The 25786-nt window shown below is 64.8% G+C and carries 21 protein-coding genes and 1 pseudogene; 14 read left to right on the forward strand and 8 right to left on the reverse strand.

Annotated elements, in window-relative coordinates:
- Nucleotides 1-320: 320 nt before the first annotated feature.
- The 7 genes from DMX10_RS28075 (at nucleotide 321) to DMX10_RS28100 (ending at nucleotide 9050) form a co-directional block, all read left to right on the forward strand.
- Nucleotides 321-944, forward strand: coding sequence for an RHS repeat protein (locus DMX10_RS28075; RefSeq protein WP_256604871.1), 624 nt, complete (start codon nucleotides 321-323; stop codon nucleotides 942-944).
- Between the two features lie 131 nt (nucleotides 945-1075).
- Nucleotides 1076-2527 carry an RHS repeat domain-containing protein gene (locus DMX10_RS32625; protein ID WP_146603070.1) on the forward strand — a complete coding sequence of 484 codons (1452 nt, stop codon included), beginning with the start codon at nucleotides 1076-1078 and terminating at the stop codon, nucleotides 2525-2527.
- Nucleotides 2528-2540: 13 nt separating this feature from the next.
- Nucleotides 2541-5312 carry an RHS repeat-associated core domain-containing protein gene (locus tag DMX10_RS28085; protein WP_371921735.1) on the forward strand — a complete coding sequence of 924 codons (2772 nt, stop codon included), beginning with the start codon at nucleotides 2541-2543 and terminating at the stop codon, nucleotides 5310-5312.
- Between the two features lie 260 nt (nucleotides 5313-5572).
- A complete protein-coding gene (locus tag DMX10_RS32630) occupies nucleotides 5573-5881 on the forward strand; it encodes a hypothetical protein (protein ID WP_146603071.1) in 309 nt (102 codons plus the stop codon).
- Between the two features lie 1196 nt (nucleotides 5882-7077).
- On the forward strand, nucleotides 7078-7335 hold the full coding sequence (locus tag DMX10_RS28090) for a hypothetical protein (RefSeq protein ID WP_043246445.1): 258 nt from the start codon (nucleotides 7078-7080) through the stop codon (nucleotides 7333-7335).
- 88 nt (nucleotides 7336-7423) lie between these two features.
- Nucleotides 7424-7663, forward strand: coding sequence for a CopG family ribbon-helix-helix protein (locus DMX10_RS28095; RefSeq protein WP_043246443.1), 240 nt, complete (start codon nucleotides 7424-7426; stop codon nucleotides 7661-7663).
- A gap of 178 nt (nucleotides 7664-7841) precedes the next feature.
- Nucleotides 7842-9050 carry a hypothetical protein gene (locus tag DMX10_RS28100; RefSeq protein WP_111264191.1) on the forward strand — a complete coding sequence of 403 codons (1209 nt, stop codon included), beginning with the start codon at nucleotides 7842-7844 and terminating at the stop codon, nucleotides 9048-9050.
- A gap of 92 nt (nucleotides 9051-9142) precedes the next feature.
- Here DMX10_RS28100 and DMX10_RS28105 read toward each other — a convergent pair whose 3' ends face one another.
- Both DMX10_RS28105 and DMX10_RS28110 read right to left on the reverse strand, forming a co-directional pair.
- Nucleotides 9143-9823: a class I SAM-dependent methyltransferase gene (locus DMX10_RS28105; protein ID WP_111264192.1), complete on the reverse strand. Its 681-nt coding sequence runs from the start codon at nucleotides 9821-9823 to the stop codon at nucleotides 9143-9145.
- Nucleotides 9824-9837: 14 nt separating this feature from the next.
- On the reverse strand, nucleotides 9838-10728 hold the full coding sequence (locus DMX10_RS28110; RefSeq protein WP_111264193.1) for an NAD(P)/FAD-dependent oxidoreductase: 891 nt from the start codon (nucleotides 10726-10728) through the stop codon (nucleotides 9838-9840).
- Between the two features lie 163 nt (nucleotides 10729-10891).
- Here DMX10_RS28110 and DMX10_RS28115 point away from each other — a divergent pair, with 163 nt between their 5' ends.
- Nucleotides 10892-11350, forward strand: a complete 459-nt coding sequence (locus DMX10_RS28115) for an Rrf2 family transcriptional regulator (protein ID WP_111264194.1) — start codon at nucleotides 10892-10894, stop codon at nucleotides 11348-11350.
- Nucleotides 11351-11482: 132 nt separating this feature from the next.
- The gene (locus DMX10_RS28120; RefSeq protein WP_111264195.1) at nucleotides 11483-12319 is read left to right on the forward strand and encodes an AraC family transcriptional regulator; all 837 of its coding nucleotides are present in this window, start codon (nucleotides 11483-11485) and stop codon (nucleotides 12317-12319) included.
- A gap of 7 nt (nucleotides 12320-12326) precedes the next feature.
- Here the strand turns inward: DMX10_RS28120 and DMX10_RS28125 are convergent, their stop codons facing one another.
- From DMX10_RS28125 to DMX10_RS28155, 6 genes and pseudogenes are all read right to left on the reverse strand, one after another.
- Nucleotides 12327-12857 (reverse strand): hypothetical protein, encoded by a 531-nt coding sequence (locus DMX10_RS28125; protein WP_111264196.1) that lies wholly within the window; start codon nucleotides 12855-12857, stop codon nucleotides 12327-12329.
- Nucleotides 12858-12975: 118 nt separating this feature from the next.
- Complete coding sequence (locus DMX10_RS28130; RefSeq protein WP_111264197.1) at nucleotides 12976-13791, reverse strand: protein phosphatase 2C domain-containing protein; 816 nt, start codon at nucleotides 13789-13791, stop codon at nucleotides 12976-12978.
- Between the two features lie 81 nt (nucleotides 13792-13872).
- Nucleotides 13873-15161, reverse strand: a pseudogene (locus DMX10_RS28135) (NAD(P)/FAD-dependent oxidoreductase).
- Nucleotides 15154-15825 (reverse strand): S8 family serine peptidase, encoded by a 672-nt coding sequence (locus DMX10_RS28140; protein ID WP_111264198.1) that lies wholly within the window; start codon nucleotides 15823-15825, stop codon nucleotides 15154-15156. Before DMX10_RS28140 ends, DMX10_RS28135 begins: the two are co-directional and overlap by 8 nt.
- Nucleotides 15815-17542: an ABC transporter ATP-binding protein gene (locus DMX10_RS28145; RefSeq protein ID WP_111264199.1), complete on the reverse strand. Its 1728-nt coding sequence runs from the start codon at nucleotides 17540-17542 to the stop codon at nucleotides 15815-15817. The genes DMX10_RS28140 and DMX10_RS28145 overlap by 11 nt, the downstream gene beginning before the upstream one ends.
- A 671-nt stretch (nucleotides 17543-18213) precedes the next feature.
- Nucleotides 18214-20103: a sigma-54-dependent Fis family transcriptional regulator gene (locus DMX10_RS28155; RefSeq protein ID WP_111264200.1), complete on the reverse strand. Its 1890-nt coding sequence runs from the start codon at nucleotides 20101-20103 to the stop codon at nucleotides 18214-18216.
- Nucleotides 20104-20337: 234 nt separating this feature from the next.
- Here DMX10_RS28155 and DMX10_RS28160 point away from each other — a divergent pair, with 234 nt between their 5' ends.
- From DMX10_RS28160 to DMX10_RS28180, 5 genes are all read left to right on the forward strand, one after another.
- The gene (locus tag DMX10_RS28160; RefSeq protein WP_021218137.1) at nucleotides 20338-20733 is read left to right on the forward strand and encodes a MerR family DNA-binding transcriptional regulator; all 396 of its coding nucleotides are present in this window, start codon (nucleotides 20338-20340) and stop codon (nucleotides 20731-20733) included.
- A 43-nt stretch (nucleotides 20734-20776) separates the two neighbouring features.
- Nucleotides 20777-21940 carry an isovaleryl-CoA dehydrogenase gene (locus DMX10_RS28165; RefSeq protein ID WP_111264201.1) on the forward strand — a complete coding sequence of 388 codons (1164 nt, stop codon included), beginning with the start codon at nucleotides 20777-20779 and terminating at the stop codon, nucleotides 21938-21940.
- 93 nt (nucleotides 21941-22033) lie between these two features.
- Nucleotides 22034-23641, forward strand: coding sequence for a carboxyl transferase domain-containing protein (locus DMX10_RS28170; RefSeq protein WP_111264202.1), 1608 nt, complete (start codon nucleotides 22034-22036; stop codon nucleotides 23639-23641).
- A gap of 91 nt (nucleotides 23642-23732) precedes the next feature.
- On the forward strand, nucleotides 23733-24530 hold the full coding sequence (locus tag DMX10_RS28175) for a gamma-carboxygeranoyl-CoA hydratase (RefSeq protein ID WP_111264203.1): 798 nt from the start codon (nucleotides 23733-23735) through the stop codon (nucleotides 24528-24530).
- A gap of 70 nt (nucleotides 24531-24600) precedes the next feature.
- Nucleotides 24601-25786 (forward strand): acetyl/propionyl/methylcrotonyl-CoA carboxylase subunit alpha (locus tag DMX10_RS28180; RefSeq protein ID WP_146603072.1); only part of this gene is annotated, 1186 nt, incomplete at its 3' end.

Here is a 25786-nt window from a genome sequence, read left to right on the forward strand (position 1 = left end):
GGCTGAAGCCTTGGGTACGACCGATTTGAATGGTGGCGCGCTCTTCAACGCTGAGTTCGGTATAAGACATAGGGGCAGCACCGTACCGGAAAGGTCAGGTGTTGCACTCAGTTTTTGCCGCCGCCTTATTTGAAGAGCCTAACGGCACCAAACTCGCCTTCAATTCGGCACTTCGGCTTTCAAAAATCACTGAAAAAAATGGTCAATGGCAAGCGCTGACTTACTTCGACGCCCTCATAACCATTACCGACTCTTTCGGCAACACGGCCACTCTCCGACAGGATGCTGAATATCAGCCCAAGCTATTTGCAATGGGAGAAATGTCCATCAGCTACACGTACAACTCCATCAGAAGGTTGACTGCTGTTACCACCACCCGAGGCGCAGCTGTTTCCAGCCAGACCTATCAATACGAAGACGCCAACCCCAACCTCCTCACCGGCATCACCGACGAGCGCGGCATCCGCTACGCCACCTGGACCTACGACGACCAGGGCCGGGCCATCTCCAGCGAGCACGCCGGCGGTGCGGAAAAGGTCACCGTGGCCTACAACGCCGACGGCTCCTCCACCGTCACCAATGCCCTCGGCAAGCGCACCACCTACCGCTTCCAGACAATCCAAGGCATACGGCGCATCACCGCCATCGAAGGCGAACCCTCGGCCAATTGCCCCAACAGCAATTCCACCTTCACCTACGATGACCGTGGCCTGGTGAAGACCCGCACCGACAACAAGGGCAACGTCACCACCTTCGATTACAACGAACGTGGTCTCGAAGTATCCCGCACCGAAGCCTTCGGCACGCCCCAGGCCCGCACCGTCACCACCACCTGGCACCCGACCCTGTTCCTACCGGCCACCGTGACCGAGCCTGATCGCATCACCACCTACAGCTACGACAACCAAGGACGACCACTCAGCCAAGTTGTCACGCCGCACTGAATCAAAAAGGATTGTGACTAATGCTTGCACTACCGCCTTCGGGGAGCTTTAAAACTAGGCTTTGGCAGCTCTGCACTTCCCGGCGACATTTATCTGCTTCGGCTTACGTCTCAAATAAAGCTAGTGCCTCAATGAACCATAAAGACATTCAAAAAAACTGGAACCCCTTACTGTATTTGGCGATTCTTTTAACTTCTTCCCAGAATGCCAGCGCTACGACTTATTATTGGCGAGTCGCCACACTAGAATTCGGTGTCCATGCTAACAAGAGCCCTGTTGCCGCGTGCTCTTCTTATGCGTCCACCCGAAACTGGCCCTATTACGGCATTGAACTCTATACTTTTGACGGAAAGTGTACATTTAAAGATCAATCCGGCTCGTGGAGAACCGAGATAATTTATAGAATTGGTGACTCCTGCCAGACCAATTCAAGCTATAACCCCTTGACCGGCGAGTGCGAAGCCCCCGACCCCGATCTTGCAGCGTCTCCAAAAGGCATGCCCGACGAAGCCACCTGCCCCTTAGCAGGCAATACAATCGTTTTTTCCACGGGAAATAAAATTCAGACCGAAGACCTGCTACCGAACTTAAATCTCTTCTATAACTCCAGCGATGGAGTGTGGCGCCACAACTACTCAGACCAAATAACTACCCAAGACAATCACATAACCATCACAAAAAACGACGGTAAAGCTGTACACTTCACAAACGCTGGCAATCCTTTGCTTACACCAAACCTGCCAAGAACCGGCTCACTAATAATAGAAAACGGGCTGTTCACTTATATCACTCAAGAAAATAAAATCCTGAACTTCGATAGCAGCGGCAGGCTTTCAAGAGTCATCAGTAACGATGAAACCACATATATAAATCAGTCAGCAGACACGACCATTATAAAGCTACCCACCAAAGAAATAGAGCTAAAAACACGAAACACAGCGCTGCTCTCCGCCAAGTTAGGGGATATAAAAATCGACCTTACTTACAATGCCCATGGAAAGCTTTCGCGATTAAATTACTCTAACGGAGAGACCAGAAACTATTTCTATGATGATCCTCGCAACCCCAACCTCCTCACCGGCATCACCGACGAACGCGGCATCCGCTACGCCACCTGGGCCTACGACGACCAGGGCCGCGCCATCTCCAGCGAGCACGCCGGCGGCGCCGAGCGCACCCTGGTGAGCTACAACGCCGACGGTTCCTCCACCGTCACCAACGCCCTTGGCAAGCGCACCACCTACCGCTTCCAGACCATCCAAGGCATACGACGCATCACCGCCATCGAAGGCGAGCCCTCAGCCAACTGCCCCAACAGCAACTCCACCTTCACCTACGACGACCGGGGCCTGGTGAAGACCCGTACCGACAACAAGGGCAACGTCACCACCTTCGACTACAACGACCGTGGCCTCGAAGTCTCCCGCACCGAAGCCTACGGCACGCCCCAGGCCCGCACCGTCACCACCACCTGGCACCCGACCCTGTTCCTGCCGGCCAGCGTGACCGAGCCCGACCGCATCACCACCTACAGCTACGACGACCAAGGACGCCCACTCAGCCAGAGCGTAAGCCCGCGCTGATCTGCACAAGGACTTGCCCATGAAACCCCTGCACCACCACTTGAGCGTCCTCACGCTCGCCCTGGTCGGCACCCTCGCCGCCACCGGCCTCCAGGCCGCCCCGCGCAACTGGAGCTACACCTACACCGCCAGCGGCCAGATCGAAACCGCCGATGGCCCGCGCACCGATGTCCAGGACATCACCCGCTACGCCTACGACGCACAGGGCCACCTCACCAGCGTCACCAACGCCCTCGGCCACATCACCCAGCTGTCCAGCTTCGACAGCTACGGCAACCCGCAAACCGTCATCGACCCCAACGGCGTCACCACCGCCCTCACCTACACCCCGCAGGGCTGGCTCGCCTCGGTCAGCGTCGGCGGCGGCACCACCGCCTTCGAGCACGACGCCATCGGCCAGATCACCAAGGTCACCCGGGGCGACGGCAGTTGGCTCGCCTACACCTGGGACGATGCCCGGCGCCTGACCAAGATCACCAACAACCTCGGCGAGCAGGTCGAGTTCGATCTCGACGCCATGGGCAACCGCACCGCCCAGCGCATCAAGGACGCCTCCAACAACCTCACCCAGCAGCAACAGTGGGTGTATGACGAGCTCGGCCGCCTGCTGCGCTCGGTCGGCGCGGGTGGCCAGACCCACAGCCGGCAGTACGACCTCAACGACAACCCCACCACCGACACCAACCCGCGCCAGTTCAGCCACACAAAGGCCTATGACGCCCTCGACCGCCTGGTCTCCAGCACCGACCCGCTGAACAAGGTCACCCGCCTCGGCTACGACGCCCAGGACAACCTCACCCAGGTCGTCGACCCGCGCGGCGTTACCACCCGCTACGTATACGACGGCCTCGGCAACCTCACCCAACTCATCAGCCCCGACACCGGCACCACCACCTACGCGCACGACGCCGCCGGCAACGTCATCCGCAAGACCGATGCCCGCGGCATCGTCACCACCTACAGCTACGATGCCCTCGACCGCCTCACCGGCCGCCAGTACCCCGCCACCCCCGCGCTCAACGTCCAGTACCACTACGACATGACCGCCAACGGCAACAAAGGGGTGGGCCGCCTCACTGCGGTGCAGGACGCCAGCGGCGTGCTCGGCTACAAGTACGACGAGCGCGGCAACCTCATCGAGCAGCTGCGCTCCGTGGCCGTGCTGGGGAGCGATCAGTACGACACCCTCGGCTACGCCTACGACGCCGCCAATAACCTCATCCGCATCGACTACCCGGCCGGCTTCAGCATCCACTACAGCCGCAACGCCGCTGGCCAGGTCAGTCAGGTCGGCTTTGCGGTGGGCAGCGCAACCCCCACCAGCCTCGCCAGCAACATCGGCTACGCCCCCTTCGGGCCGCTGAAGAGCCTCACCTGGAACAACGGCATCGTCCTCAGCCGCACCTATGACCAGGACTACCAGCTCACCGCCCAACAGGTCGGCAACTGGCAGAGCAGCTACAGCCACGACGCCAACGGCAACATCACCGCCCACGCCCACAGCCTGTTCGGCAGCCTCGACTACCAGTACGACGCCCTTGATCGCCTGACCGAGGAAAAGGCCTCCGCCAGCCGCAAGGCCTACGCCTACGACGCCACCGGCAACCGCAGTTCGCGCACCACCTACGCCACCAGCAACGGCAGCGAAGCGCAGACCGCCAAGCAGACCCTGCACTACGCCCCCGACAGCAACCGCCTCAGCCAGCGCAGCACCAGCTACGCCGTCGAAGCCGATGCCGCCGGCAACTACACCCGCTACAGCCAGAGCCGCCGCTACACCTACGACGACCAGGGCCGCCTCAACGCCGTCACCGACGAGGCCGGCACGCCCATCGCCACCTACGCCTACAACGCCCTCGGCCAGCGCGTGCTCAAAGATGTGCAGCAAGGCACCGCCCACACGCCCTACACCTACCTCTACGGCCCCGACGGCCAGGTGCTCGGCCAGGTGCGCTACACCAGCAGCGGCAAGAAGAGCAAAGCCAGCTACTACGTCTGGCTCGACAGCCTGCCCATCGCCCAGATCGACCTCGGCTACGACGCTGCCGGCACCACCATTGCCAGCACCACCCTCACCTACCTGCACAGCGACCACCTCAACACCCCGCGCCTGGCCACCAACCAGGGCGGCAACCTGGTGTGGAGCTGGCAGAGCGATGCATTCGGTGTGGGGCAACCCAACACCTATGGCAGCAACATCGATGTGATCCTGCGCTTCCCGGGCCAAGTCGCCGATGCGCACAGTGCGCTCTACTACAACTACTTCAGGGACTACGATCCGGAGACCGGGCGGTATGTGGAGAGTGATCCGATTGGGTTGGATGGGGGATTAAATACCTATGGATATGTAGAAGGTAATCCCCTGGGCTACTTCGATGCGTATGGTTTAACAGCTGAAGGAAACCATAAACTTGATCAAGCACAAGTAGACCGAATCAAAGAGCAATTAAAAGACCCAAACCTCGACAAAAAAACTAGAAACGCACTGCAGAAAAAGCTAAAAACTCATGAAAAAGCTATGGGGGAGAGAGGTAGTCGAAAATCCAAGGGGGGAAAGATCAGATCTATTCGCGGCCCACTTATTCACATCGAACTTGCATGCATCGCTGGCGCAGCTCCTTGTGCACTGTGCGAAGAGCTTAACTTCCCTAATCCCAACTGCCCTGTAGATCTACGGTGTGAAGAAGAACACAACACTCCAGCGTCACATGCTCAAGCCTCCCCTTCATTTCCGGGCTGGAGCTCACCTACGCGCCCAGACATCATTGACCTAGGCCAACAATGACTAGTTTTGTAGATAGGTTAGCCGGCGAAGGCAACGTGCTAAGTCGACGAAGCGATATCGTAGTGCGGGTAGCGCGAGGATTGTGGAGTGAATATGAGTCGCAATCGGCGCGGTCGAATGCCCCCTTTGTAAGGATAAGACTCATATCCCTAGCCTGACAACAGCACTTACTCCATCTCGGAGCTAGCATGCGAAGTCAATAACAAAATACGAGTTATGTGATAGTTCAAATATATGAAAAAGAAACATTAGGAGGCCACATGCCTTGGTACGCTATAAGAAATGTATATCTCTTTGGGAAGAAAGAGGATGGAAAAAATATTTTTGAAGAGCGCACAGTCTGTTTTGAAGCGCCGGACCTTGAAACAGCCTACCTAAAAGGTGAACAGGAAGCAGTTGAATATGCAGAATGCTGCGGATTTGAATCTCACCCTGAGCAAGCTTGCTTTTTACAAGATGGAGAGTCTTTGATAGATGGCTATGAGGTCTGGTCTGAACTTTATGAATCAGAGAAAGATCTAGCCACATTTTATGCTGACAGGTATACAGCATATGAATATAAGCCTTGACTTTAGGGCAAACAATTATCAAGCGTGCGAATCGAAGCTCACCTCAATTTCCTGCCGCCGGTTGAGACGACAACAGCATGGCTTGGGTTGCGACCACAACATTACTCAACGAGTTACCTCTTCGACTAACCCGCCTCAGTTGCTGTCGGGATTTGAGTTGTGTTTGCGTCGAATGAGGCAATGCTCAGCCATTGATCGCATATTACTGTCACCAGCCCCCCAGCAGGCCGCTCTGACCACGGTTTCAGGTTGTACCAGCACGGCGTTCAAGTTGGTGCAGCGCCTACAACCTAGCCTGTACTAATGCGATTTCACACTGCCAACCACTGGCATGGGCACCTATTTACGCAGTAGCACCTCCTCGACAATCGATGCCTCAGAAGACTAAAAATAGAGTTCTCAAAATTAATAAATCACTATACACATGCATAACAGCAGGCATCTCCGCCCTGTGTTTTTTGTTGTGGAAATTTACAGATGAGAAAAATCCAGAATTCATTGCATTAGTGGTATTTTTTTCGATTTTAGCGGCAAAATTTTTCTCCCCAAATCGAAATTTAGCCTTGGGTTTAACCAGAATAAAATCCTATGACTGGATAACTGCAATAGGTTTCTCTGGGGCACTTGCATACACCGCAAGCAACGAATCACTCAAAACAGCTCTGATGCTTTTTGGGGTGCTATTTATTTTCGCCATATCATGCGTGATTCGGATCAGGAGGTAATCAATAAACTTTGATCAGTGCAGTTTAAAGGCAAGATGCATTGAAGGGCTTCATGAGAAGGGATGGCCACGCGTAGCCCGGCGAATAGATACTGACTATATCCCCTTGCCCTCCCGCCCCCTCCTCCCTATCCTGCCCCGGCCACGGTCAATCCCGTGGCCGGGTTTGACAGCCCGAAACTAACGGGCGCGAATGCGCCACGACGTGCATGCGAGAAACAGCGAATGTTTTTTGCAGGCATCGGTACGCATGCAGCTTTCATAGCTGCTCTGCTCTATGGCAGATCGCGCGGGGAGACCTTCGCGGTCTGCCGGTTCCCGTTAGCCGGTCTGTCAACCCCGCGCGGTCTGCCACCCTTCGATTGACAGCGAATTGGTGCCAGCTCCTGACCCCATAACGGAGAACCACCATGCACGAAGCTTATGTCCCTCTTGCTCACCCCCTCCACGTATCCACAAAGGAGGCCTCGGCATGAACAGCGCCCCTCTAATCGATTACAAGGAGCAACGCATCCAGCAGTTGGTCGACCACCTCGACACGCGACTGCACACCACCCAGGTGATGGCGGAGTTGCTCCTAGATTTCGCAGCCTTGCGCGACGGCGCTGACTACCCCTACCTCAGCCGATACCGGGAAGGGGCCTTGATGGACGCGATGGTTCACCTGTCGCGCAACAACTATGAGGACTTCTGCAAACTGGCGGAGTTGGCGCAGTTGCCGGGTAAATAGCCGGGACCCCGTCCCATCTACCTGAGGATTCGCCGGGAGCAACCGTGTTGCTCCAGGCGATACAGCCCGACCGTACATGGAGGTCGCCATGTCACTCGTTTCGCTCACTATTTCCGAGAAGGTCGCCCAGTACCTGGCCAGCCTGGCCAAGGCCACTGGCCGCAGTGAAGACTCCCTGGCGGAGGAAGCGCTGTGGCAATACCTGCACCGTGAAGTCTGGCAACTGGCGGAAACAGAGCGCGCCTTGAAGGAGGCTGATGCCGGCGACTTCGCCAGCGATGAGGAGGTGCAGGCCGTACTGGAGAAATGGTCCGGCGATGCATATTGAGTGGCTGGGTCACTTTGCCGACGCGCCGACCACCGGCCACCCCTCCTCCACGGATTCAGGCCTCTCTCACAGAATTCCCTCCCCAGCTCCCCCGATAATCGCGGCCTCAAGTACAACCCGATCCCCCACCCATCCGCTGCCGCCGGCAGCCGATGGAATGAGCCCGACAGGACGCACCATGGCCAACGCCCCGAGCCCCGCTCTCGCCGCAATCGATTACGACCGCATCCAGGCCCTGCTGAACTCGGAGTACGTGGAAGAGCACTTCCACGCGTACATCGAAGGCAATGACAACGACGAGTGGGTGACCCTCGAACTGGACGATGGCGAGGAGACGGAGGCGTTCGTCGTGTTCGACCAGCACCGCATCCGCGTCGCGGTGGAGAATTTCGACAGCCCGGCCGCCAGGAACGGGCACAGCGACCACCGCCACTACATCTTCAAGCTGGTGGACCACGAGACCCGCGAATACGAGGTGCGCTACCAGCCCGTCGAGGTGGATGCAGAGGGCGAGGACACGCTCGATACCTTCCCCATCGCCGAGCAGAGCGCGGCGATCCAGGAAAGCGCCGTGAAGCACTTCGAGGCGCTGGAGGCCTACATCGCCGCCAAGGACGAGCAGCTGACCAACATCAAGGCCAGCCTGCCCCCGGCCATGATCCTCAACGTGCTGGGCAACATGGATTCCTTCGATGCGCTGAAGTCGGAGTTCGAGGAAATGGCCGCCGCAGCCTTCGTCGACACCTATCGCCTGGACCCGGAGTTCAGCGAACTGGTGAACGACGACCGCATGCCCCGCTCCTACTCGGCCTGCATGGACCGCACCGAGCCCTCGATGACCGACCAGGACTGGGAGAACATCGAGAACCACACCGCCTCCGCCTACTTCATCGTGCGCAACATCTTCTCCGAGCGGACGCGCATCTCCGTGGCGATGGTGACCGCGCGCTGCCTGGGCAACCTGATCGACAAGGGCATGATCACCGCCGCCAAGATCGAGACCGCCGGCCTCGCCCATGGCCTCGTGCGCTGGCGCGAGCTGATCACCCAGATGACCGACGCGGTGGAGCAGCGCGACCAGAAGGCCATGCTGCTGGCCCTGTACAAGATGTTCGTGCGCAAGCCCATCAGCGACGACGACAAGCTCTACACCTGCGGCATGCAGAACCTGGGGCTGCCGGACTTCGTGATCGCCTTCGGCGAGGATGCGGAGCCGTCGGAGCAGGAGCAGATCGACTCGGTCGCGCGCTTCGAGAAGGCCTTCCTGGCGACCTTCGGCCTGGAGGAAGCCAGCGAGCCGCTCACTCCCTACAAGAAGCGCCCCGACTTCGGCTACAAGCTCGGCGACCTGCGCCACAACCCCTTCGGCTATACCCTGATCGGCTGAGTCGGCGCCTTCGGCCATGCAACGAGCCCGCTCCGTGGAGCGGGCTTTTTTTCGGCTGCCAGCGACTCCACTCCGGTGCTCGCCGGATCGGCCTACCAACCCGGCCGATACCCCACCCAGCCCCTGAAGGTGAAGCCGGCGTAGAACAGCTCGACGCCCTCGAAACCGGCCTGGCGTAGCAGCGCCTCATCCTGCTCGGGCGAGAGCAGCGGCAACCGCTCGTTGATGGCCGGGATCGCACTCCCGGCCTGGGCCGCGGGAACGCCGGAAGCCGTGGCGAAGGCCGCGTAGCGCCCGAGCCAACGCGCCCGGTCCGCACTCGGTTGCGCAACGCTGTGGTGGGCGACCACCAGCGGCGCGCCGGGCTTCAGGCGCAGCAGCAGCTCCCGGAGCGTGCGCAGGCGCTCTTCCTCCGGCAGGAAATGCAGCGTGAGCAGGCAGGTGGCGCCGTCGAAGGGCTCAAGGGAAGTCGATTCGATATACCCCTCGTGCAGGTCCACGCGCGCCTCGAGCTCGCCCAGGGTCTGGCGGGCCAGGGCGAGCATGTCCGCCGACGGGTCCACCCCGACGAAGCGCCAGCCGGGCTGCGCCTCGGCGAATACCTTCAGCTCCAGGCCACCACCGGCGCCGAGCACCAGCACCCGGCCCTGCGCAGGCACCCGCTCGGCCAGCAGAATGGTCGCCATCCGCTGCAAGGCATGGAACCCGGGCACCTGGCGGACAGGCCCCTCCGCGTAACGGGCGACGGCCTGCGGGTCGGAAAATGGTTGCATGCAAGCCTCCGTCATCAATGGCTGTCGAAGATCAGCGATTGGTGCGCGGCGGCACCGGCCAAGGTCCCGTCGCCCACCGCCAGGGGCACCGAGCCCCCCATCCGCGCCGCGTCGCCACAGGCGTAGACGCCCTTCACGCTGGTCGCCTTCATCGCGTCGGTGCGGATGATCCGCCCGTAGAAGCCCTCGTCGAACTCGCAGCCCAGCATCTGCGGCAGCGAGCTGGCGACATCGATGTGGGTGGGCACGAACAGGCCATCCAGGCTGATCACCCGCCCGTCGTGCAGCACCACATCCAGCTCGCCGTCGATACCGCGCACGGGCTCGTGCTCCAGCGTCACGCCGCGCGCGGCGAGCTTGGCCAGTTGCTCCGCGTCGGGCTCGAACGCCTGGTTGAGGAACAGCGTCGTGCTGCCCCAATCCGGCAGCAGCAGCGCCAGGTGCATGGACATGGCCGAAGTGGCGATGACGCCGATCCGCCCCTGCTGCAGCTCGTAGCCGTGGCAGTAGGGGCAATGGAACACCCGGCTGCCCCAGCGCTCGGCCAGGCCGGGGATCTCGGGGAGCTGGTCGACGACCCCGCCCGCGAAGATCAGCCGGCGCGCCTCGCGCGGCTCCTCGCCCTCGATCTCGACACGGAAACCCCGCTCCGTCAGCGCGACGGCAACGGCCTTGCCGGTGAGCCACTCGACCGTCTCGTAGGCCATCACCTGCTCGCGTGCCTGGCTGGCGATGGCACCGGGCGCGTTGCCGTCCTGGGTCAGGAAGCCATGTGAATGGGCGGCGAAGCGGTTGCGCCGCAACCCCTCGTCCACCACCAGGATGCGCCGGCGCGCCCGCGCCAGGGGCATGGCCGCCGACAGGCCGGCATAGCTGCCGCCGATGATGATCACGTCGTATTGCATCGCTGCTCTCCTCCGTTGCTCGCCGGCATCCGGGACTCGGAATGGCCGGCCGAAAATCATGAAACTTTTAGAGCTACATGATAGAGCGAGGATTTTTTATCACGCAACTTATAAAGTGGCGTCATTCGTTCCACCTGACGCAAGGCGCAACAGAGGCAATGCAATGAGAAAGGACAGCAGGCTCTCCCGCATGCTCCATGTGCTGCTGCACATGGCCCGCCACGACCAACCCTTCACCTCTGAACAGATCGCCCGGATGCTGGACACCAACCCGGTGGTGGTCCGCCGCACCATGGCCGGCCTTCGCCAGGCGGGCTATGTGAGTTCGGAGAAAGGCCACGGCGGCGGCTGGACCCTGGCCGGCGACCTCGAAACCATCACCCTGCTGGACATCCACAACGCCGTCGGCGGCCCGAGGATCTTCGCCATCGGCATCGAGAACGAAACCCCGGAATGCGCCGTCGAGCGCGTGGTCAACGCCGCCCTGGAAGACGCCCTGAACCAGGCCGAAGCGCTGCTCATCGACCGCCTCGGCGCCATCACCCTGGCGGAGCTGGCACGTGATTTCGACGTGCTGTGCAAGGCGAGCGGCTGGGGCGTCGAGGGGCGGCACGAGGAGTGATGTCTAGAGCGGGCGACTGAAGTCGCCCCTACAATTCGGCGCCCGGCACGTCCGTCGATAGCCGGGCCGCAAGAACGATCAAATCCCCCCTTTGCTCCCCTGCTAACGTCGCCCCGTCTTCAAGGAGCCCCTATGCCAAGCATCGAGAAAGTCCTGTGGTTCATCGAAACGGAGCTGGGCTCCGAGTTGGACCTCGGGCACGTCGCGCGCCAGTTCGGCCTGTCGCCTTTCGCCCTGTCGCGGTTCTTCTCGCTGGCCACGGGCTGGTCGGTGATGCGCTACATCCGTGCGCGCCGGTTGAGCCAGGCGGCGCTGGCACTGGGCGAGAGAAAGCGCGACATCCTCGATATCGCGCTGGATGCCAGCTACGGCTCCCATGAAGCCTTCACGCGTGCCTTCAGCGACCTGTTCGGCGTAACGCCCCGGCAGGTTCGCGAACAGGGGCACGGGAACCTGTCACTGGTGGAGCCTTTGCGCATGAAAGAAATGAGCTTCGTGGAACTGTCCGAACCCCGCTACGAAACCCGCGCCGAATTCATCATCGCCGGTCTGGGCGAGCGCTTCACCTTCGACCGCAACGAAGGCATCGTCGGCCTGTGGCAGGCCTTCGTGCCCTACCTGGGCAACATCCCCGGGCAGACCAGCTACGTCACCTACGGGCTGTGCTGCAACCCGGGCGAGGACGGCAGCTTCGAATACATCGCCGGAGTCGAAGTGCCCCGTACCGAGGGCCTACCGCCCGCCCTGCGCCATTTCAAGGTGCCCCGGCAGGACTACGCCGTGTTCCGCCACCTGGGCCACATCTCGACCATCCACCAGACCTTCCTCACCATCTTCAACAAGTGGCTGCCCGAGTCCGAGTACGCCTTCGCCGACGCCCCGGAATTCGAGCAGTACAGCGCCGATTTTGATCCGATGGAGGGGACGGGGTTCGTGGAGGTATGGGTGCCGGTGGTGCGACGCGGGTGAAGCCGGATCAGCGTCCGGCTTCAGTCACTAAGCGATAAGGTTCGACTTCGAACAGCACCGAGATTTCAGCGATACCCGCCGTGAACAGGCAGGCTATTTCCTGGATGTCCTCATCCGGCCAGGCGGGCGTGAAGTGCTCCCCCTCGGGCGTGACGGAAGGCAGATTGTTACCCCAGAACAGCGTGTCGTAGATGTGGTCCAGGCGCTGGTTGGCCTCCCTGAATGCGGATGGGCTCGCCGGCTTGCCGATGAGGTCGACGAGCATGTTCCAGGTATTCAGGAAGTCCGAGCAATCGATCGATTCGACGTCTGGCGATACGCACCAGAGAGCGATCTCGTCGAAATCGTAGTCAGGCACTTCGTCCTGATCCTGCAACTGCAATCCCAGTTGTTCCAGATAGCGCCCGGCATCGCGCTCCGACGCGAAGGTGACCACCTTGCCGACATCGTTCTTCACGACGCCATCAGTGTCGTCGCAGTACCAGATGAACAAATGGCTCTGCCCACGCAACTGGATACGGCAGGTGTAATACTCCATGGGGTGTTTCTCTCCCTTTCGAACTGCGGTGTTGCGACTTCACGTAGGTCGGGTGCAACCCGACGGTCCGATAACAGGACAATCGCGGGTTTCACCCGCCCTACAAAGCCGGCCTGCCCTACCCCACCCGCAACCAGATCACCGAGGCATCGTCGCTGGCCTTGAAGCGCGGGTAGCGCAGGCAGGCGGCGTCTTCGAGTTCGATGCGGCGCAGTTCGGCGGCCAGGGGCAGCAGGCCGCTTTCCAGCACGCGGGCCACCAGGGTGGCGGCGTCGTAGTGGCGGTAGGTGTCGAACAGCGCGGCGAAGCCATCGGTCATCAGCAACAGGTCGTCGCCCCTGGCCAGCGGCGCGCGGGCGTAGTGCATGCCGGCCTTCGCCTGCTCGGCGTCGACGCTCAGTACCGCCTTGGGGCGTTCGCGGGCGGCGCGGCGGTCGGCCAGCACGTGGGCGCTGCGCACGTTGTCGGCACCGGTGCCCGGGCCCAGGGCCGCGGCTTCGGCCTGTTCGGTGTCGCGGTTCGGCTCGGGGGTGAGGAAGGCGACGCCGCTGGCGCTGCGGTGGATGACGACGCAGTCGCCGAGATGGCCGCAGGCGAGGCTTTCGCCCTCGATGGCCACGGCGGCGAGCGAGGCGCGGGGCAACTCCCAGTGGGCGACCGGCTCGCGCTGGCGGTCACGCGCATAGTCCGTGGCGACGCGGTCGAACACCCCGTTGCACAGTTCCGCCAGCGGGCCCGAGGCACCGGCGAATGCGCGATGCGCCGAGCCGGCCAGCCAGGCCGCGCCACCGCGCTCGCCCATGAGCCCCGGTTCGCCGAGGTCGGTGGCGCCGTCGATGACCCAGGCATGCTGCTCGGCGCTGCCGATGCGGTCGTCGTTGGGAACCGAGTTCTTGCCCGCGAGGCTGAGGGTCTGGATCAGGTCGAAATGCATGGGGGTCCCTTCAATGGCCAGGCTGAATCAGCGTCGCATTCTAGCCTTCGCCCATTCCGAACAGGACAGGAAACACACGAATCAGGGCCGATAGCCCTGCCCCAGCAGCCAGCCCTGCACCTTGCGCCGCGCCTCGGGCGCCAGGCCCGCCAGCGCCTCGGCCAGTTGCCCGGCGTGCAACGCCTGGATGATGGGCGCGAGTGCAATGCCGTCCAGGTGCCAGATGCCCAGGGGCTGATCGGCGGTGACCACCACCTCCCGTTCCTCGATCAGGTCGCCCTGGATCACGGGCGCGCGCGCAACACGCAGCTGGTTGATATCGGCCGGTGCGTGCAGTGGCTCGGCATCCGGCCAGGTGCTGCGCTCCCGCCAGAACGGCTGCTCGGCCCAGCGCCGTTCCAGGGCGTAGAAGTCGCGGCCGGTGCGGGCGAAGCGCAGGAACAGCTGCTCCACCCGCTGCTGGTGGAAGCGCCGGGCCAGTGCGATGCGTTCCGGCCGCTGCAGCAGGGTGTTGATCACCGCCGGCGCCTGCAACGCCGAAGACAGGGACTGGAAGATGCCGTTGCCCGAGAGCGGGTCCACCGCCATGGCGGCATCGCCCACCCGCAGCCAATCCACGCCGACGGCCTCGTTGAAGAGGATGGCGGTGCTGCTGCGGGCATGCAGGTCGGCCGGCTGCAACGCGGCCTCGCCGAACAGTTCGCGCACCAGGGTGGATTCGCCGCGCCGCACCGCGCACCAGGCCGGCAGGTGCTCCTTGGGTGGCAGGCCTTGGGCGTCGCGGGTGATCTGCCAGTAGCAGCGCCCGTCTTCCCGCCGTGCCATCCAGGCCCAGCCGTCGGCCAGGCTTTCCAGCGCCGAGCCTGGGCGGCCCGGCGCATCGCGCCAGGTATTGAGCAGGCTGAGGGTTTCCGGGCCACGCAGGCGCCCCCCGCCAGCGGTGCCTGGCGACCCCGGGCCTCTACCAGGAAGTCCGCACGCAACGGCGCGCCGCCATCGAGATGCACGAGGTGCCCACGCTCCAGCGGCTCGACCCGCAGCACCCGCGCTTCCTGCACCGCGATACCGGCAGCGGCCAGGTCCTCGCGCAGCGCCGCATCGAAGCGCGGCCGGTCCAGCAGGCATTCCTGGTTGATCGACTGGCTGCCAGCGCCCCAGGCAACCCGCCGTGGCGACGGCGCATCGGCACAGGCCAGCGCATGGGTGAGGCCGGCATGACGCAGGCCTTCGAGCACCCGTTGCGACACGCCCTCCAGCGCCGCGAAACGCCGCCACTCAGTGACCACCCGCACCGGGTAGCCCAGCCGCTTCAGCCCCAGGGCGACCGCCGCCCCCGCCGGGCCGGCGCCGAGCACGACGATCTCAGCCATGGCGGCGCTCCGGCCCGGTGAAGGCCGCGCCTTCGTGCAGCCAGCGCAGCACCGCCTCGCGGCCGGCACCGGGGTGCTCGCGCAGGTGGGCCGCGATGATTCCGCTCAGTGCAGCGCAGGCCATGCTGGCTCCGGACACGCCATTGGCGGCACTGACATGGGCGCCGAAATCGGCCTGGGGGCTGCCCAGCCAGGACCACTGCCCCGGCGCGCAACGGGCATCGCCGGTGATGCGGATCACCCCCGGGTAGCCGGCCGGATACACCGCCGCGCCCTGGGCGGGGCTGGAAGCGCAGAGCAGCACACCGGCGCTCTGCACCAGCGCGCAGGCTTCGCGCAGCACGGGGCGGTCATTGCGCAGGCCGAGGCTCATGTTGATCAACGCCACGCCCTGCTCCGCCAGCCAGTACAGGGCGGCGGCGACCTGCAACGGGCTGGTCTGCCAACGCTCGCCGAAGACCTGCGCCATGCAGATGCGCGCCGGCGCGCTGGGCGGGCCGATGGCATCCAGCACCAGGGGACCGTGGCCGAGGGCATCGGGCTGCGCCTCGCCTTCCTGCAGCTCGCCGCCCTCCAGCCAGAAGCGTCGGGCCAGCGTCACCCGCGCGACCTGCTCGGAGGCGAAGCCGCTGTCGATGATGCCGATGACCAGCTCAGTGCCCATGGCTCACCGGCTCCAGGTGCTGCAGGCGGCCCTGCTCCATGCGGAACGCGAGATCGGCCTCGGCCAGGGTGGAGGCACGGTGGCTGATGAGGATGCGCGTGCGCCCGGCGAAGAGCTGGTCGATGGCGGCGATCACGTCGCGCTCGGTGGCTTCGTCCACCGCCGAGGTGGCCTCGTCCAGCACCAGGATCAGCGGGTCCTGCAGCAACGCGCGGGCGATGGCGATGCGCTGCTTCTGCCCACCGGAAAGCTGCTGGCCACGCTCGCCCAGGGGGTTGTCCAGCCCCAGGGGCAGGGACGCGATCAGGCCATCGAGGCGGGCCAGCCGCGCCACCTGCTCGATGGCGTCGCGGCTGGCGTCGGGGGCGGCGTAGGCGAGGTTCTCCGCCAGGGTGCCGCGGAACAGCACGATGTCCTGGCTGACCACGGCGATGCGCCGGCGCAGGGCCAGCAGGTCTAGTTCGCGCAGGTCGGCGCCGTCCAGCAGGATGCGGCCCCGGTCCGGGTCGTAGAAGCGTTGCAGCAGGTCGATCAGGGTGGACTTGCCGACGCCCGACGCCCCGCTGATGGCGACCTTGAGGCCGGCGGGAATGCTCGCGTCCACACCATCGAGCAGCACGCCGGCACGCTGTTCGTGGGCGAAGTGCACGCCCTCCAGGCGCAGCGCGCCACGGCCTTCCGGCATCGGCTGCGGCGCGTCGCTCTGGCGCACCGTGACCGGTTCCTGCTGCAGCTCCATCACCCGGCCGAGGCTCACCGTCATGCGCTGCAGCGCGACGTAGAGCCCCAGCAGGCTCTGCACCGGCCCCACGGCCATGCCCAGGTAGGTGGAGAAGGCGATCAGCGCGCCCAACTGCCAGGTGCCCTGGATCACCCAGTAGCCACCGATGAGAAAGGCGCAGGCGCGGGACAGCGAGGTGAGCGTGCCGGGCACCGCGTGGGTGAAGAACTCGGTGACCTGCACCCGCAGCAGCTGGCGCATGTAGCCCTGCCCCAAGCCTTCCAGGCGCCGCGCTTCGCGCTGCTGGGCACCGGCGGCCTGGATGAATTTCATCGCCGGCAGGGTTTCCACCAGGAAGGACGACACGTCCGCCGAGCGTTCGCGCAGGCTGCGCACCTCGCGCTCCACCTTGCGCCGCATCCAGCGCAGCCAGAGCACCTCGATGGGGATCAGCAGCGCCAGCAGCAGCGACAGCTGCCAGGACAGCATGAGCATCAGCGCCACCGCCCCCACCAGGCCGATGACGCTGGAGACGGCGGAGAATAGCGAGTCCACGGCGAAGCGCTGGATCTCCGCCACGTCGCCATCCAGCCGCGACAGGATGTCGCCCAGGCGCTTGCTCCCGAAGAAGGCCGGCGACAGCTGCTGCAGGTGGCGATAGAGGTCATCGCGCAGGGCGAAGAGGATGCGCCCCGAGAGCCGCGTGTGCAGGTAGCGGTTGATGCCCGACAGCGCCGTGCCGAGCAGGCCGACCAGGATCATCGCCAGCGCCACCTGCACCAGGGTGCCGAAGTCCCGGGCCAGCAGGCCGTCGTCGATCAGCGTCTTGGTCAGCCAGGGCTGGGCCAGCACCAAGAGGCTGGCGCAGAGGGACAACCCTAGCAGCACGGCGATGGCCCGGCCGTGGGGGCGGACGAAGCCGTAGAGCCAGGCCAGGGCACGGCGCAGCAGGTCAGGGTCGTTGGCGTCGACGAGCTTGAGCAGGAGGCGGGTCATGAGGCACAGAAACACTGTAGGGGCGAATTCATTGGCTCTGTCTGCGTTAAGTGTTGCTAGAGGATTTGAGTCCAGCTGATTGCCGAGCTCTGGTGATGTTTCTGGTTTCGCCCCCCGGGCGAGTCCCTTTTCCAATCGCTGGAACGCCAGCCCGGTAAAAAGGAACCAAAAAACTTGCCCCATCATCCGGCCCCGGCTTCGCCGGGGTTCCCTCACTCCATCGTCGTTACTCGCTACGCTCGCCCTTCGGGCCGCACTGAAGTGCGTTCGCCGCAAGCGTCGTCTGGGGGCCGGCGCGATGGGCCATCCATGGCCTGGCGCGCCTCTCGCGGCATCCATGCCGCTCGTCTCCCGGCGCAACGACTGCGTTCGGCCTCCTGGAGGGGCGTTGGCCGCTGCTCCAACTTCTTCGTCCAGCGCATCGCCATGTGGTGCGCACGGGCTTTCGTAGGATGGTGTAGAGCGAAGCGAAACCCATGCGGTGGCGGTGGCACGAACCCTTGGGCGCCCGGAAAGGGCCGTGCTTGAGCGCTTGCTTTAAAACCACAATAGCTAACGCAGACAAAGCCAATTGATTCGCCCAGCAGGCCGGAGGGCTGCCAACGGGGCAACTACGTTGCCCTTGGCGAATGAATTCGCCCCTACAAGAACAATATGCTCCTGCATGGAACTCATCCCCTCAGCTGCTTCAGCTTGCGATACAACGTCGCGCGGCTGATGCCCAGGGCGTCGGCCGCGGCGGAGACATTGCCCTGGTGGCGTTCCAGGGCGCTACGGATCAGCTCCAGCTCGTTCTCGCGGATGCTGCCGGGCTGGCGGCGGCTGCTGGTCAGCTCGTCCAGCAGGCTGTCGGTGAGGTGGTCCAGGCCCAGCGTACGTTCGCCGGGCTCGCGCATGGCAAGGGCCGAGCGCAGCACCATTTCCAGCTGGCGGATGTTGCCCGGCCAGTCGTAGCCGGCGAGCAGTTCGGCCAGGTCCTTGTCCAGGCTCATGCCGGGCTCGCCGAGACGCGCCAGCACCTCGGGGATCAGCGCCGCCAGGTCATCGCGCTCACGCAGTGACGGCAGGCGCAGGCTGACGCCATTGACCCGGTAGTAGAGGTCTTCGCGGAACTGCCCGCCCTGCACCAGGCGCTGCAGGTCGCGGTGGGTGGCGCAGATCACGGCGATGTCCAGCTCCTGCTCCTCGCCAGCGCCCAGGGGCGCGACGCGGCGTTCCTGCAGCACGCGCAGCAGGCGCGCCTGAAGGGCCAGGGGCATGTCGCCGATCTCGTCGAGGAACAGCGTGCCGCCCTGGGCCTGCATCACCCGGCCGACCATGCCGCCCTTGCGCGAGCCGGTGAAGGCGCCCTCGCGGTAGCCGAAGAGTTCGGATTCGATCAGCCCTTCGGGGATCGCCGCGCAGTTCACCGCGACGAAGGGCTTGCCCGCCCGCGCACTGGCCTGGTGCAGCGCACGGGCGACCACTTCCTTGCCGGTGCCGGTTTCGCCCAGCAGCAGCACCGGCAACTCGCCGGCCAGCCCCTGGCGGGCCATGCGCAGGGCGCGTGCCAGGCGTGCGTTGCCGCCGGCCAGGGCGTCCAGCTCCGGCGCGGGCGTGGCGGTCGGCCTGGCCGGTGCCACCGAGGCGACACCGATGTGCCGGGGCAGGTGCAGGGCACGGAAGAAGAACTCGCCGCGTGGGGTCTGCACGCTACTCACGCCGCCTTGCAGCAGGCGCGCGAGGAAGCCCGAGGCGCGGGCGCCGAGCAACTCCTCGCAGCTGTGGCCCACCAGCGCCTGGCGCTCCACCCGCAGCAGGTGGCAGGCCTGGTCGTTGGCGGCCAGCAGTTCGCCGTCCAGGCTCAGGGCCAGCAGGCCGTGCCAGGCGGAGCCGAGGTACTGCGGGCGTGAATGGAAGGCCAGCACCAGTTGCTGCGGGTAGCTGAGGCCGAACAGGCGGCTCTCGATATTGCCGGCCGCCAACAGCAGCGTGGCGAAGCTGTCGCGCGGCTCGGCCAGGTGCCCTTCGCGGGTCAGGTCGATGACGCCAACCACCCGGCCGTGGGGGTCCTTGAGCGGCACCGAGGTGCAGGCGAAGCGGCTGAGGCGGTCGAGGTAATGCTCGCCGCTGTTGATCAGGGTCGGTCGGCCCTCGACCACGGCGGTGCCCAGGGCATTGGTGCCGCGCAGGGACTCGCTCCAGCAACTGCCCGGGCGCAGGTCGCGCAGGCCGGCGAGCTGCAGGGCGTCGGTCTGCCCCTCGATGGCCAGCACGTTGGCCTGGGCGTCGCCGAGTATCACCAGGCCGCCCTGCCCCTGCTGGCGCACCAGGTATTCGAGTTCGGGGGTGGCGGCGTCGATCAGCAGGCGGTTGCCCGCCAGCAGCAGGTCGAGGTCGCGCAGCTGCTCGATGCCCGCGCCGTCGCCTTCCAGGCAGTCGAGCCCGTGACCGAGGCTGCGCCGCCAGGAGGCGTCGATCTCCTCGCGCAGCACGCCATCAGGGAGGTCGCCTTCGTTCTGCAAGCGCAGGCGGGCGAGTCGGGATTGCCGCAGGACATCGTCATTTCTTGTTATTCGCATGTCATTCGTACTCCAGCGCCCTCCTCGCCCGGCCCCTGTGGAGGGGGTTGGCGGCAGGGTCGCCCAGAATGTCTACACCCGCCTTTCGGCGCCGTAAAGAGCCGTGTCGTCCGTTGGCATGGCGAGCAATCTTCGCGCCAGAAGAGGCCAGCGGAACGACCGTGACGAGCGTTGACAGGCAGGTTCGCACAGGTTTACGTTAACGTAAAGGTAAACAAAGCCGAGCCCGTTTCCATGTCCAAGACCTACAGCATTTCCGACCTCGCCCGCGAACTGGATGTGACCACCCGCGCCATCCGCTTCTACGAGGAGCAGGAGATGCTCTTCCCCGAACGCCGGGGCCAGGAACGCATCTACAGCCCCAAGGACCTGGTGGCGCTGAAGCTGATCCTGCGCGGCAAGCGCATCGGCTTCTCCCTCGCCGAGTGCAAGGAGCTGATCGACCTCTACGACCCGAGCAGCGGCAACCGCAAGCAGCTGGAGACCTTCATGGAGAAGATCGCCGCCCGCCGCGCGCAGCTAGAACAGCAGCTGCTCGACATCCAGCAGATGCAGCTGGAGCTGGACACCGCCGAGGAACGCTGCCTGGCCGCCCTCGCCGAAACCAAGAAACAGGGCGCCAGCGCCTGACCCGACAACCCGTTTCCCGACAATCACAAGCACAGGTGGAACCATGACTTACCCGAGCCTGAACTTCGCCCTCGGCGACACCATCGACATGCTGCGCGAGCAGGTGCAAGCCTTCGTCGCCGCCGAACTGGCGCCCCGCGCGGCCCAGGTGGACAGCGAAAACGCCTTCCCCATGGACATGTGGAAGAAGTTCGGCGAGATGGGCCTGCTCGGCATCACCGTGCCCGAGGAGTTCGGCGGCGCGGGCCTGGGCTACCTGGCCCACGTGGTCGCCATGGAGGAGATCAGCCGCGGTTCCGCCTCGGTCGCCCTCTCCTACGGCGCCCACTCCAACCTGTGCGTCAACCAGATCAACCGCAACGGCACCGCCGAGCAGAAGCACAAGTACCTGCCCAAGCTGATCAGCGGCGAGCACGTCGGCGCCCTGGCCATGAGCGAGCCCAACGCCGGCTCCGACGTGGTCTCCATGAAACTGCGCGCCGACCGCAAGGGCGACCGCTTCGTGCTCAACGGCAGCAAGACCTGGATCACCAACGGCCCCGACGCCAACACCTACGTGATCTACGCCAAGACCGACCTGGAGAAGGGCCCACACGGCATCACCGCCTTCATCGTCGAGCGCGACTGGAAGGGGTTCTCCCGCAGCAACAAGTTCGACAAGCTCGGCATGCGCGGCTCCAACACCTGCGAGCTGTTCTTCGATGACGTGGAAGTGCCGGAGGAAAACATCCTCGGCGTACTCAATGGCGGCGTGAAGGTGCTGATGAGCGGCCTCGACTACGAGCGCGTGGTGCTCTCCGGCGGCCCCACCGGGATCATGCAAGCGTGCATGGACGTGGTGGTGCCCTACATCCACGACCGCAAGCAGTTCGGCCAGAGCATCGGGGAGTTCCAGCTGATCCAGGGCAAGGTCGCCGACATGTACACGCAGCTCAACGCCAGCCGCGCCTACCTCTACGCCGTGGCCCAGGCCTGCGACCGTGGCGAGACCACCCGCAAGGACGCCGCCGGGGTGATCCTCTACACCGCCGAGCGCGCCACCCAGATGGCCCTGGACGCGATCCAGATCCTCGGCGGCAACGGCTACATCAACGAATTCCCCGCCGGCCGCCTGCTGCGCGACGCCAAGCTCTACGAGATCGGCGCCGGCACCAGCGAGATCCGCCGCATGCTGATCGGGCGCGAGCTGTTCAACGAAACCAAGTAAACGAACTAGCTGGAAGCCAGAAGCTGGAAGCCGGACGCATGCACTGCCCTCTTCCAGCCTCCCGCTTCCGGCTTCAAGCCCGCGGAGCCCCGAATGACCATTCTCACTACACAGCTGAATCCGCGCTCCCCCGATTTCGCCGCCAACGCCGCGGCCATGGGCGAGCAGGTCGACGCGCTGCGCGAGCTGCTGGCGCGCGTCCATGAAGGCGGCGGCGCCAAGGCCCAGGAACGCCACACCTCGCGCGGCAAGCTGTTGCCCCGCGAGCGCATCAACCGCCTGCTCGACCCCGGCTCGCCCTTCCTCGAGATCGGCCAGCTGGCCGCCCACGAGGTGTATGGCGAGGACGTGCCCGCCGCCGGCGTGGTGGCCGGCATCGGCCGCGTGGAAGGCGTCGAATGCATGATCGTGGCCAACGACGCCACGGTGAAAGGCGGCTCTTACTACCCGCTGACGGTGAAGAAGCACCTGCGCGCCCAGGCCATCGCCCGCGAGAACCGCCTGCCCTGCATCTACCTGGTGGACTCCGGCGGCGCCAACCTGCCGCGCCAGGACGAGGTCTTCCCCGACCGCGAGCACTTCGGCCGCATCTTCTTCAACCAGGCCAACATGAGCGCCCTGGGCATCCCGCAGATAGCCGTCGTCATGGGCTCCTGCACCGCCGGCGGCGCCTACGTGCCGGCGATGAGCGACGAAACCATCATGGTGCGCAACCAGGCCACCATCTTCCTCGCCGGCCCGCCGCTGGTGAAGGCCGCCACCGGCGAGGTGGTGAGCGCCGAGGACCTGGGCGGCGCCGACGTGCACTGCAAGACCTCGGGCGTGGCCGACCACTACGCCGAGGACGACGCCCACGCCCTGGCCCTGGCCCGGCGCAGCATCGCCAACCTCAACTGGCGCAAGCTCGGCCAGCTCAACCACCGCCAGCCGCTGCCACCGCGCTACGCGGCGCAGGAGCTGTACGGGGTGATCCCGGCGGACGCCAAGCAGCCCTTCGACGTGCGCGAGGTGATCGCGCGCCTGGTGGACGGCTCCGAGTTCGATGAATTCAAGGCCCTGTTCGGCACCACCCTGGTGTGCGGCTTCGCCCACCTCAACGGCTACCCGATCGCCATCCTCGCCAACAACGGCATCCTCTTCGCCGAGGCCGCGCAAAAAGGCGCGCACTTCATCGAACTGGCCTGCCAGCGCGGCATCCCGCTGCTGTTTTTGCAGAACATCACCGGCTTCATGGTCGGCCAGAAATACGAGGCCGGCGGCATCGCCAAGCACGGCGCCAAGCTGGTCACGGCCGTGGCCTGCGCCAAGGTGCCCAAGTTCACCGTGATCATCGGCGGCAGCTTCGGCGCCGGTAACTACGGCATGTGCGGCCGCGCCTACGACCCGCGCTTCCTGTGGATGTGGCCCAACGCACGCATCGGCGTGATGGGCGCCGAGCAGGCCGCCGGCGTGCTGGCCCAGGTCAAGCGCGAGCAGAGCGAACGCGCCGGGCAGGTGTTCAGCGCCGAGGACGAGGCGCGCCTCAAGCAGCCGATCCTCGACCAGTACGAGCGCCAGGGGCACCCCTACTACTCCAGCGCGCGGCTCTGGGACGACGGCGTGATCGACCCGGCACAGACCCGCGAGGTGCTCGCCATGGCGATCTCCAGCGCTCTCAACGCGCCGATCGAGCCGACCACCTTCGGTGTGTTCCGGATGTGAAAAAACCAGCCGCAAGCTGCCAGCCGCACGCTTCAAGAGACGCGGCTCGCACTTGCAGCTTGCCGCTTGAAACGTGCAGCTGGGGAATCCCATGACCGACTTCGACACCCTGCAACTGGAGTTCGCCGACAACGGCGTCGCCACCCTCTGGCTCAACCGCCCGGAGAAGAACAACGCCTTCAACGCCGGCATGATCCGTGAGCTGATCCTCGCCCTCGAAGCCGTCAAGAGCGCCGCCAACGTGCGCTTCCTGATGCTGCGCGGCCGGGGCCGGCACTTCTCCGCCGGCGCGGACCTGGCCTGGATGCAGGAGTCCGCGCGCCTCGACTACAACGCCAACCTGGACGACTCCCGCGAGCTGGCCGAGCTGATGTACAGCCTCTACCAGCTCAAGGTGCCCACACTCGCCGTGGTGCAGGGCGCGGCCTTCGGCGGCGCCCTGGGCCTGATCAGCTGCTGCGACATGGCCATCGGCGCCAGCGACGCGCAGTTCTCCCTGTCCGAAGTACGCATCGGCCTGGCCCCGGCGGTGATCAGCCCCTTCGTGGTCCAGGCCATCGGCGAGCGCGCCGCACGCCGCTACGCCCTCACCGCCGAACGCTTCAACGGTGAGCGCGCCCGCGAACTGGGCCTGCTCGCCGAGTGCTACCCGGCGGAGGAACTGGAACAGGCGGTACAGGACTGGACCGCCAACCTGCTGCTCAACAGCCCCCAGGCCATGCGCGTGAGCAAGGAGCTGATGCGCGAAGTCGGCAGCGGTGCCCTCAGCCCCAACCTGCGCCGCTACACCGAGAACGCCATCGCCCGCATCCGCGTCAGCCCCGAAGGGCAGGAAGGGCTCAATGCCTTCCTGGAAAAACGCAAGCCGGGGTGGCAAACGAACAGCTAGAAGCTGGAAGCCCGAAGCCGGAAGCAATCGCAGCCAGCATTAGCCCCCAGCTCGCCAAAGGAGCAGAACAATGATTACAACCTTGCTGATCGCCAACCGTGGCGAAATCGCCTGCCGGGTGATGCGCACCGCCAAGGCCCTGGGCCTGACCACCGTGGCCGTGCACAGTGAAATCGATCGCCACGCCCGCCACGTGCGCGAGGCCGACATGGCGGTGAACCTGGGGGGCGCCAAGCCCTCGGAAAGCTACCTGCAGGCCGAGCGCATCATCGCCGCCGCCCAGGCCAGCGGTGCCCAGGCCATCCACCCCGGCTACGGCTTCCTCTCCGAGAACGCCGCCTTCGCCCGCGCCATCGAGGCCGCCGGCCTGGTGTTCCTCGGCCCGCCGGCCAGCGCCATCGACGCCATGGGCAGCAAGTCCGCCGCCAAGGCGCTGATGGAAGACGCCGGCGTGCCCCTGGTGCCCGGCTACCACGGCGAGGCCCAGGACCTGGAGACCTTCCGTACCGCCGCCGAGCGCATCGGCTACCCGGTGCTGCTCAAGGCCGCCGCCGGTGGTGGCGGCAAGGGCATGAAGGTGGTGGAGCGCGAAGCCGAACTGGGCGAAGCCCTGGCCTCCGCCCAGCGTGAAGCCCAGTCGGCCTTCGGCGACGCGCGCATGCTGGTGGAGAAGTACGTGCTCAAGCCACGCCACGTGGAAATCCAGGTCTTCGCCGACCGCCACGGCAATTGCCTGTACCTCAACGAGCGCGACTGCTCGATCCAGCGCCGCCACCAGAAGGTGGTCGAGGAAGCCCCCGCTCCCGGCCTGTCGCCGGAGCTGCGCCGCGCCATGGGCGAAGCTGCCGTGCGCGCTGCCCAGGCCATCGGCTACGTCGGTGCCGGCACCGTGGAATTCCTCCTCGACGAGCGTGGCGACTTCTTCTTCATGGAGATGAACACCCGCCTGCAGGTGGAGCACCCGGTCACCGAGGCCATCACCGGCCTGGACCTGGTGGCCTGGCAGATCCGCGTCGCCCGTGGCGAGGCGCTGCCCATCACCCAGGAGCAGGTGCCCCTGAACGGCCACGCCATCGAAGTGCGCCTCTACGCCGAAGACCCGCAGCAGGACTTCCTCCCCGCCAGCGGCCGCCTGGCCCTGTACCGCGAACCCGCCGCCGGCCCCGGCCGCCGGGTGGACAGCGGCGTCGCCGAGGGCGACGAGGTCTCGCCCTTCTACGACCCGATGCTGGCCAAGCTGATCGCCTGGGGTGAAA

Source organism: Pseudomonas sp. 57B-090624, from assembly GCF_003234055.1.
Classification (GTDB): Bacteria; Pseudomonadota; Gammaproteobacteria; order Pseudomonadales; family Pseudomonadaceae; genus Metapseudomonas; species Metapseudomonas tohonis.

Bases quoted from the DNA above. Each gene is read 5' to 3' on its own strand.
- DMX10_RS28075 (WP_256604871.1), top strand. From the start codon at position 321: ATGTCCATCAGCTACACGTACAACTCCATCAGAAGGTTGACTGCTGTT.
- DMX10_RS32625 (WP_146603070.1), top strand. From the start codon at position 1,076: ATGAACCATAAAGACATTCAAAAAAACTGGAACCCCTTACTGTATTTG.
- DMX10_RS32630 (WP_146603071.1), top strand. From the start codon at position 5,573: ATGCCTTGGTACGCTATAAGAAATGTATATCTCTTTGGGAAGAAAGAG.
- DMX10_RS28090 (WP_043246445.1), top strand. From the start codon at position 7,078: ATGAACAGCGCCCCTCTAATCGATTACAAGGAGCAACGCATCCAGCAG.
- DMX10_RS28095 (WP_043246443.1), top strand. From the start codon at position 7,424: ATGTCACTCGTTTCGCTCACTATTTCCGAGAAGGTCGCCCAGTACCTG.
- DMX10_RS28100 (WP_111264191.1), top strand. From the start codon at position 7,842: ATGGCCAACGCCCCGAGCCCCGCTCTCGCCGCAATCGATTACGACCGC.
- DMX10_RS28105 (WP_111264192.1), bottom strand. From the start codon at position 9,823: ATGCAACCATTTTCCGACCCGCAGGCCGTCGCCCGTTACGCGGAGGGG.
- DMX10_RS28110 (WP_111264193.1), bottom strand. From the start codon at position 10,728: ATGCAATACGACGTGATCATCATCGGCGGCAGCTATGCCGGCCTGTCG.
- DMX10_RS28115 (WP_111264194.1), top strand. From the start codon at position 10,892: ATGAGAAAGGACAGCAGGCTCTCCCGCATGCTCCATGTGCTGCTGCAC.
- DMX10_RS28120 (WP_111264195.1), top strand. From the start codon at position 11,483: ATGCCAAGCATCGAGAAAGTCCTGTGGTTCATCGAAACGGAGCTGGGC.
- DMX10_RS28125 (WP_111264196.1), bottom strand. From the start codon at position 12,857: ATGGAGTATTACACCTGCCGTATCCAGTTGCGTGGGCAGAGCCATTTG.
- DMX10_RS28130 (WP_111264197.1), bottom strand. From the start codon at position 13,791: ATGCATTTCGACCTGATCCAGACCCTCAGCCTCGCGGGCAAGAACTCG.
- DMX10_RS28140 (WP_111264198.1), bottom strand. From the start codon at position 15,825: ATGGGCACTGAGCTGGTCATCGGCATCATCGACAGCGGCTTCGCCTCC.
- DMX10_RS28145 (WP_111264199.1), bottom strand. From the start codon at position 17,542: ATGACCCGCCTCCTGCTCAAGCTCGTCGACGCCAACGACCCTGACCTG.
- DMX10_RS28155 (WP_111264200.1), bottom strand. From the start codon at position 20,103: ATGCGAATAACAAGAAATGACGATGTCCTGCGGCAATCCCGACTCGCC.
- DMX10_RS28160 (WP_021218137.1), top strand. From the start codon at position 20,338: ATGTCCAAGACCTACAGCATTTCCGACCTCGCCCGCGAACTGGATGTG.
- DMX10_RS28165 (WP_111264201.1), top strand. From the start codon at position 20,777: ATGACTTACCCGAGCCTGAACTTCGCCCTCGGCGACACCATCGACATG.
- DMX10_RS28170 (WP_111264202.1), top strand. From the start codon at position 22,034: ATGACCATTCTCACTACACAGCTGAATCCGCGCTCCCCCGATTTCGCC.
- DMX10_RS28175 (WP_111264203.1), top strand. From the start codon at position 23,733: ATGACCGACTTCGACACCCTGCAACTGGAGTTCGCCGACAACGGCGTC.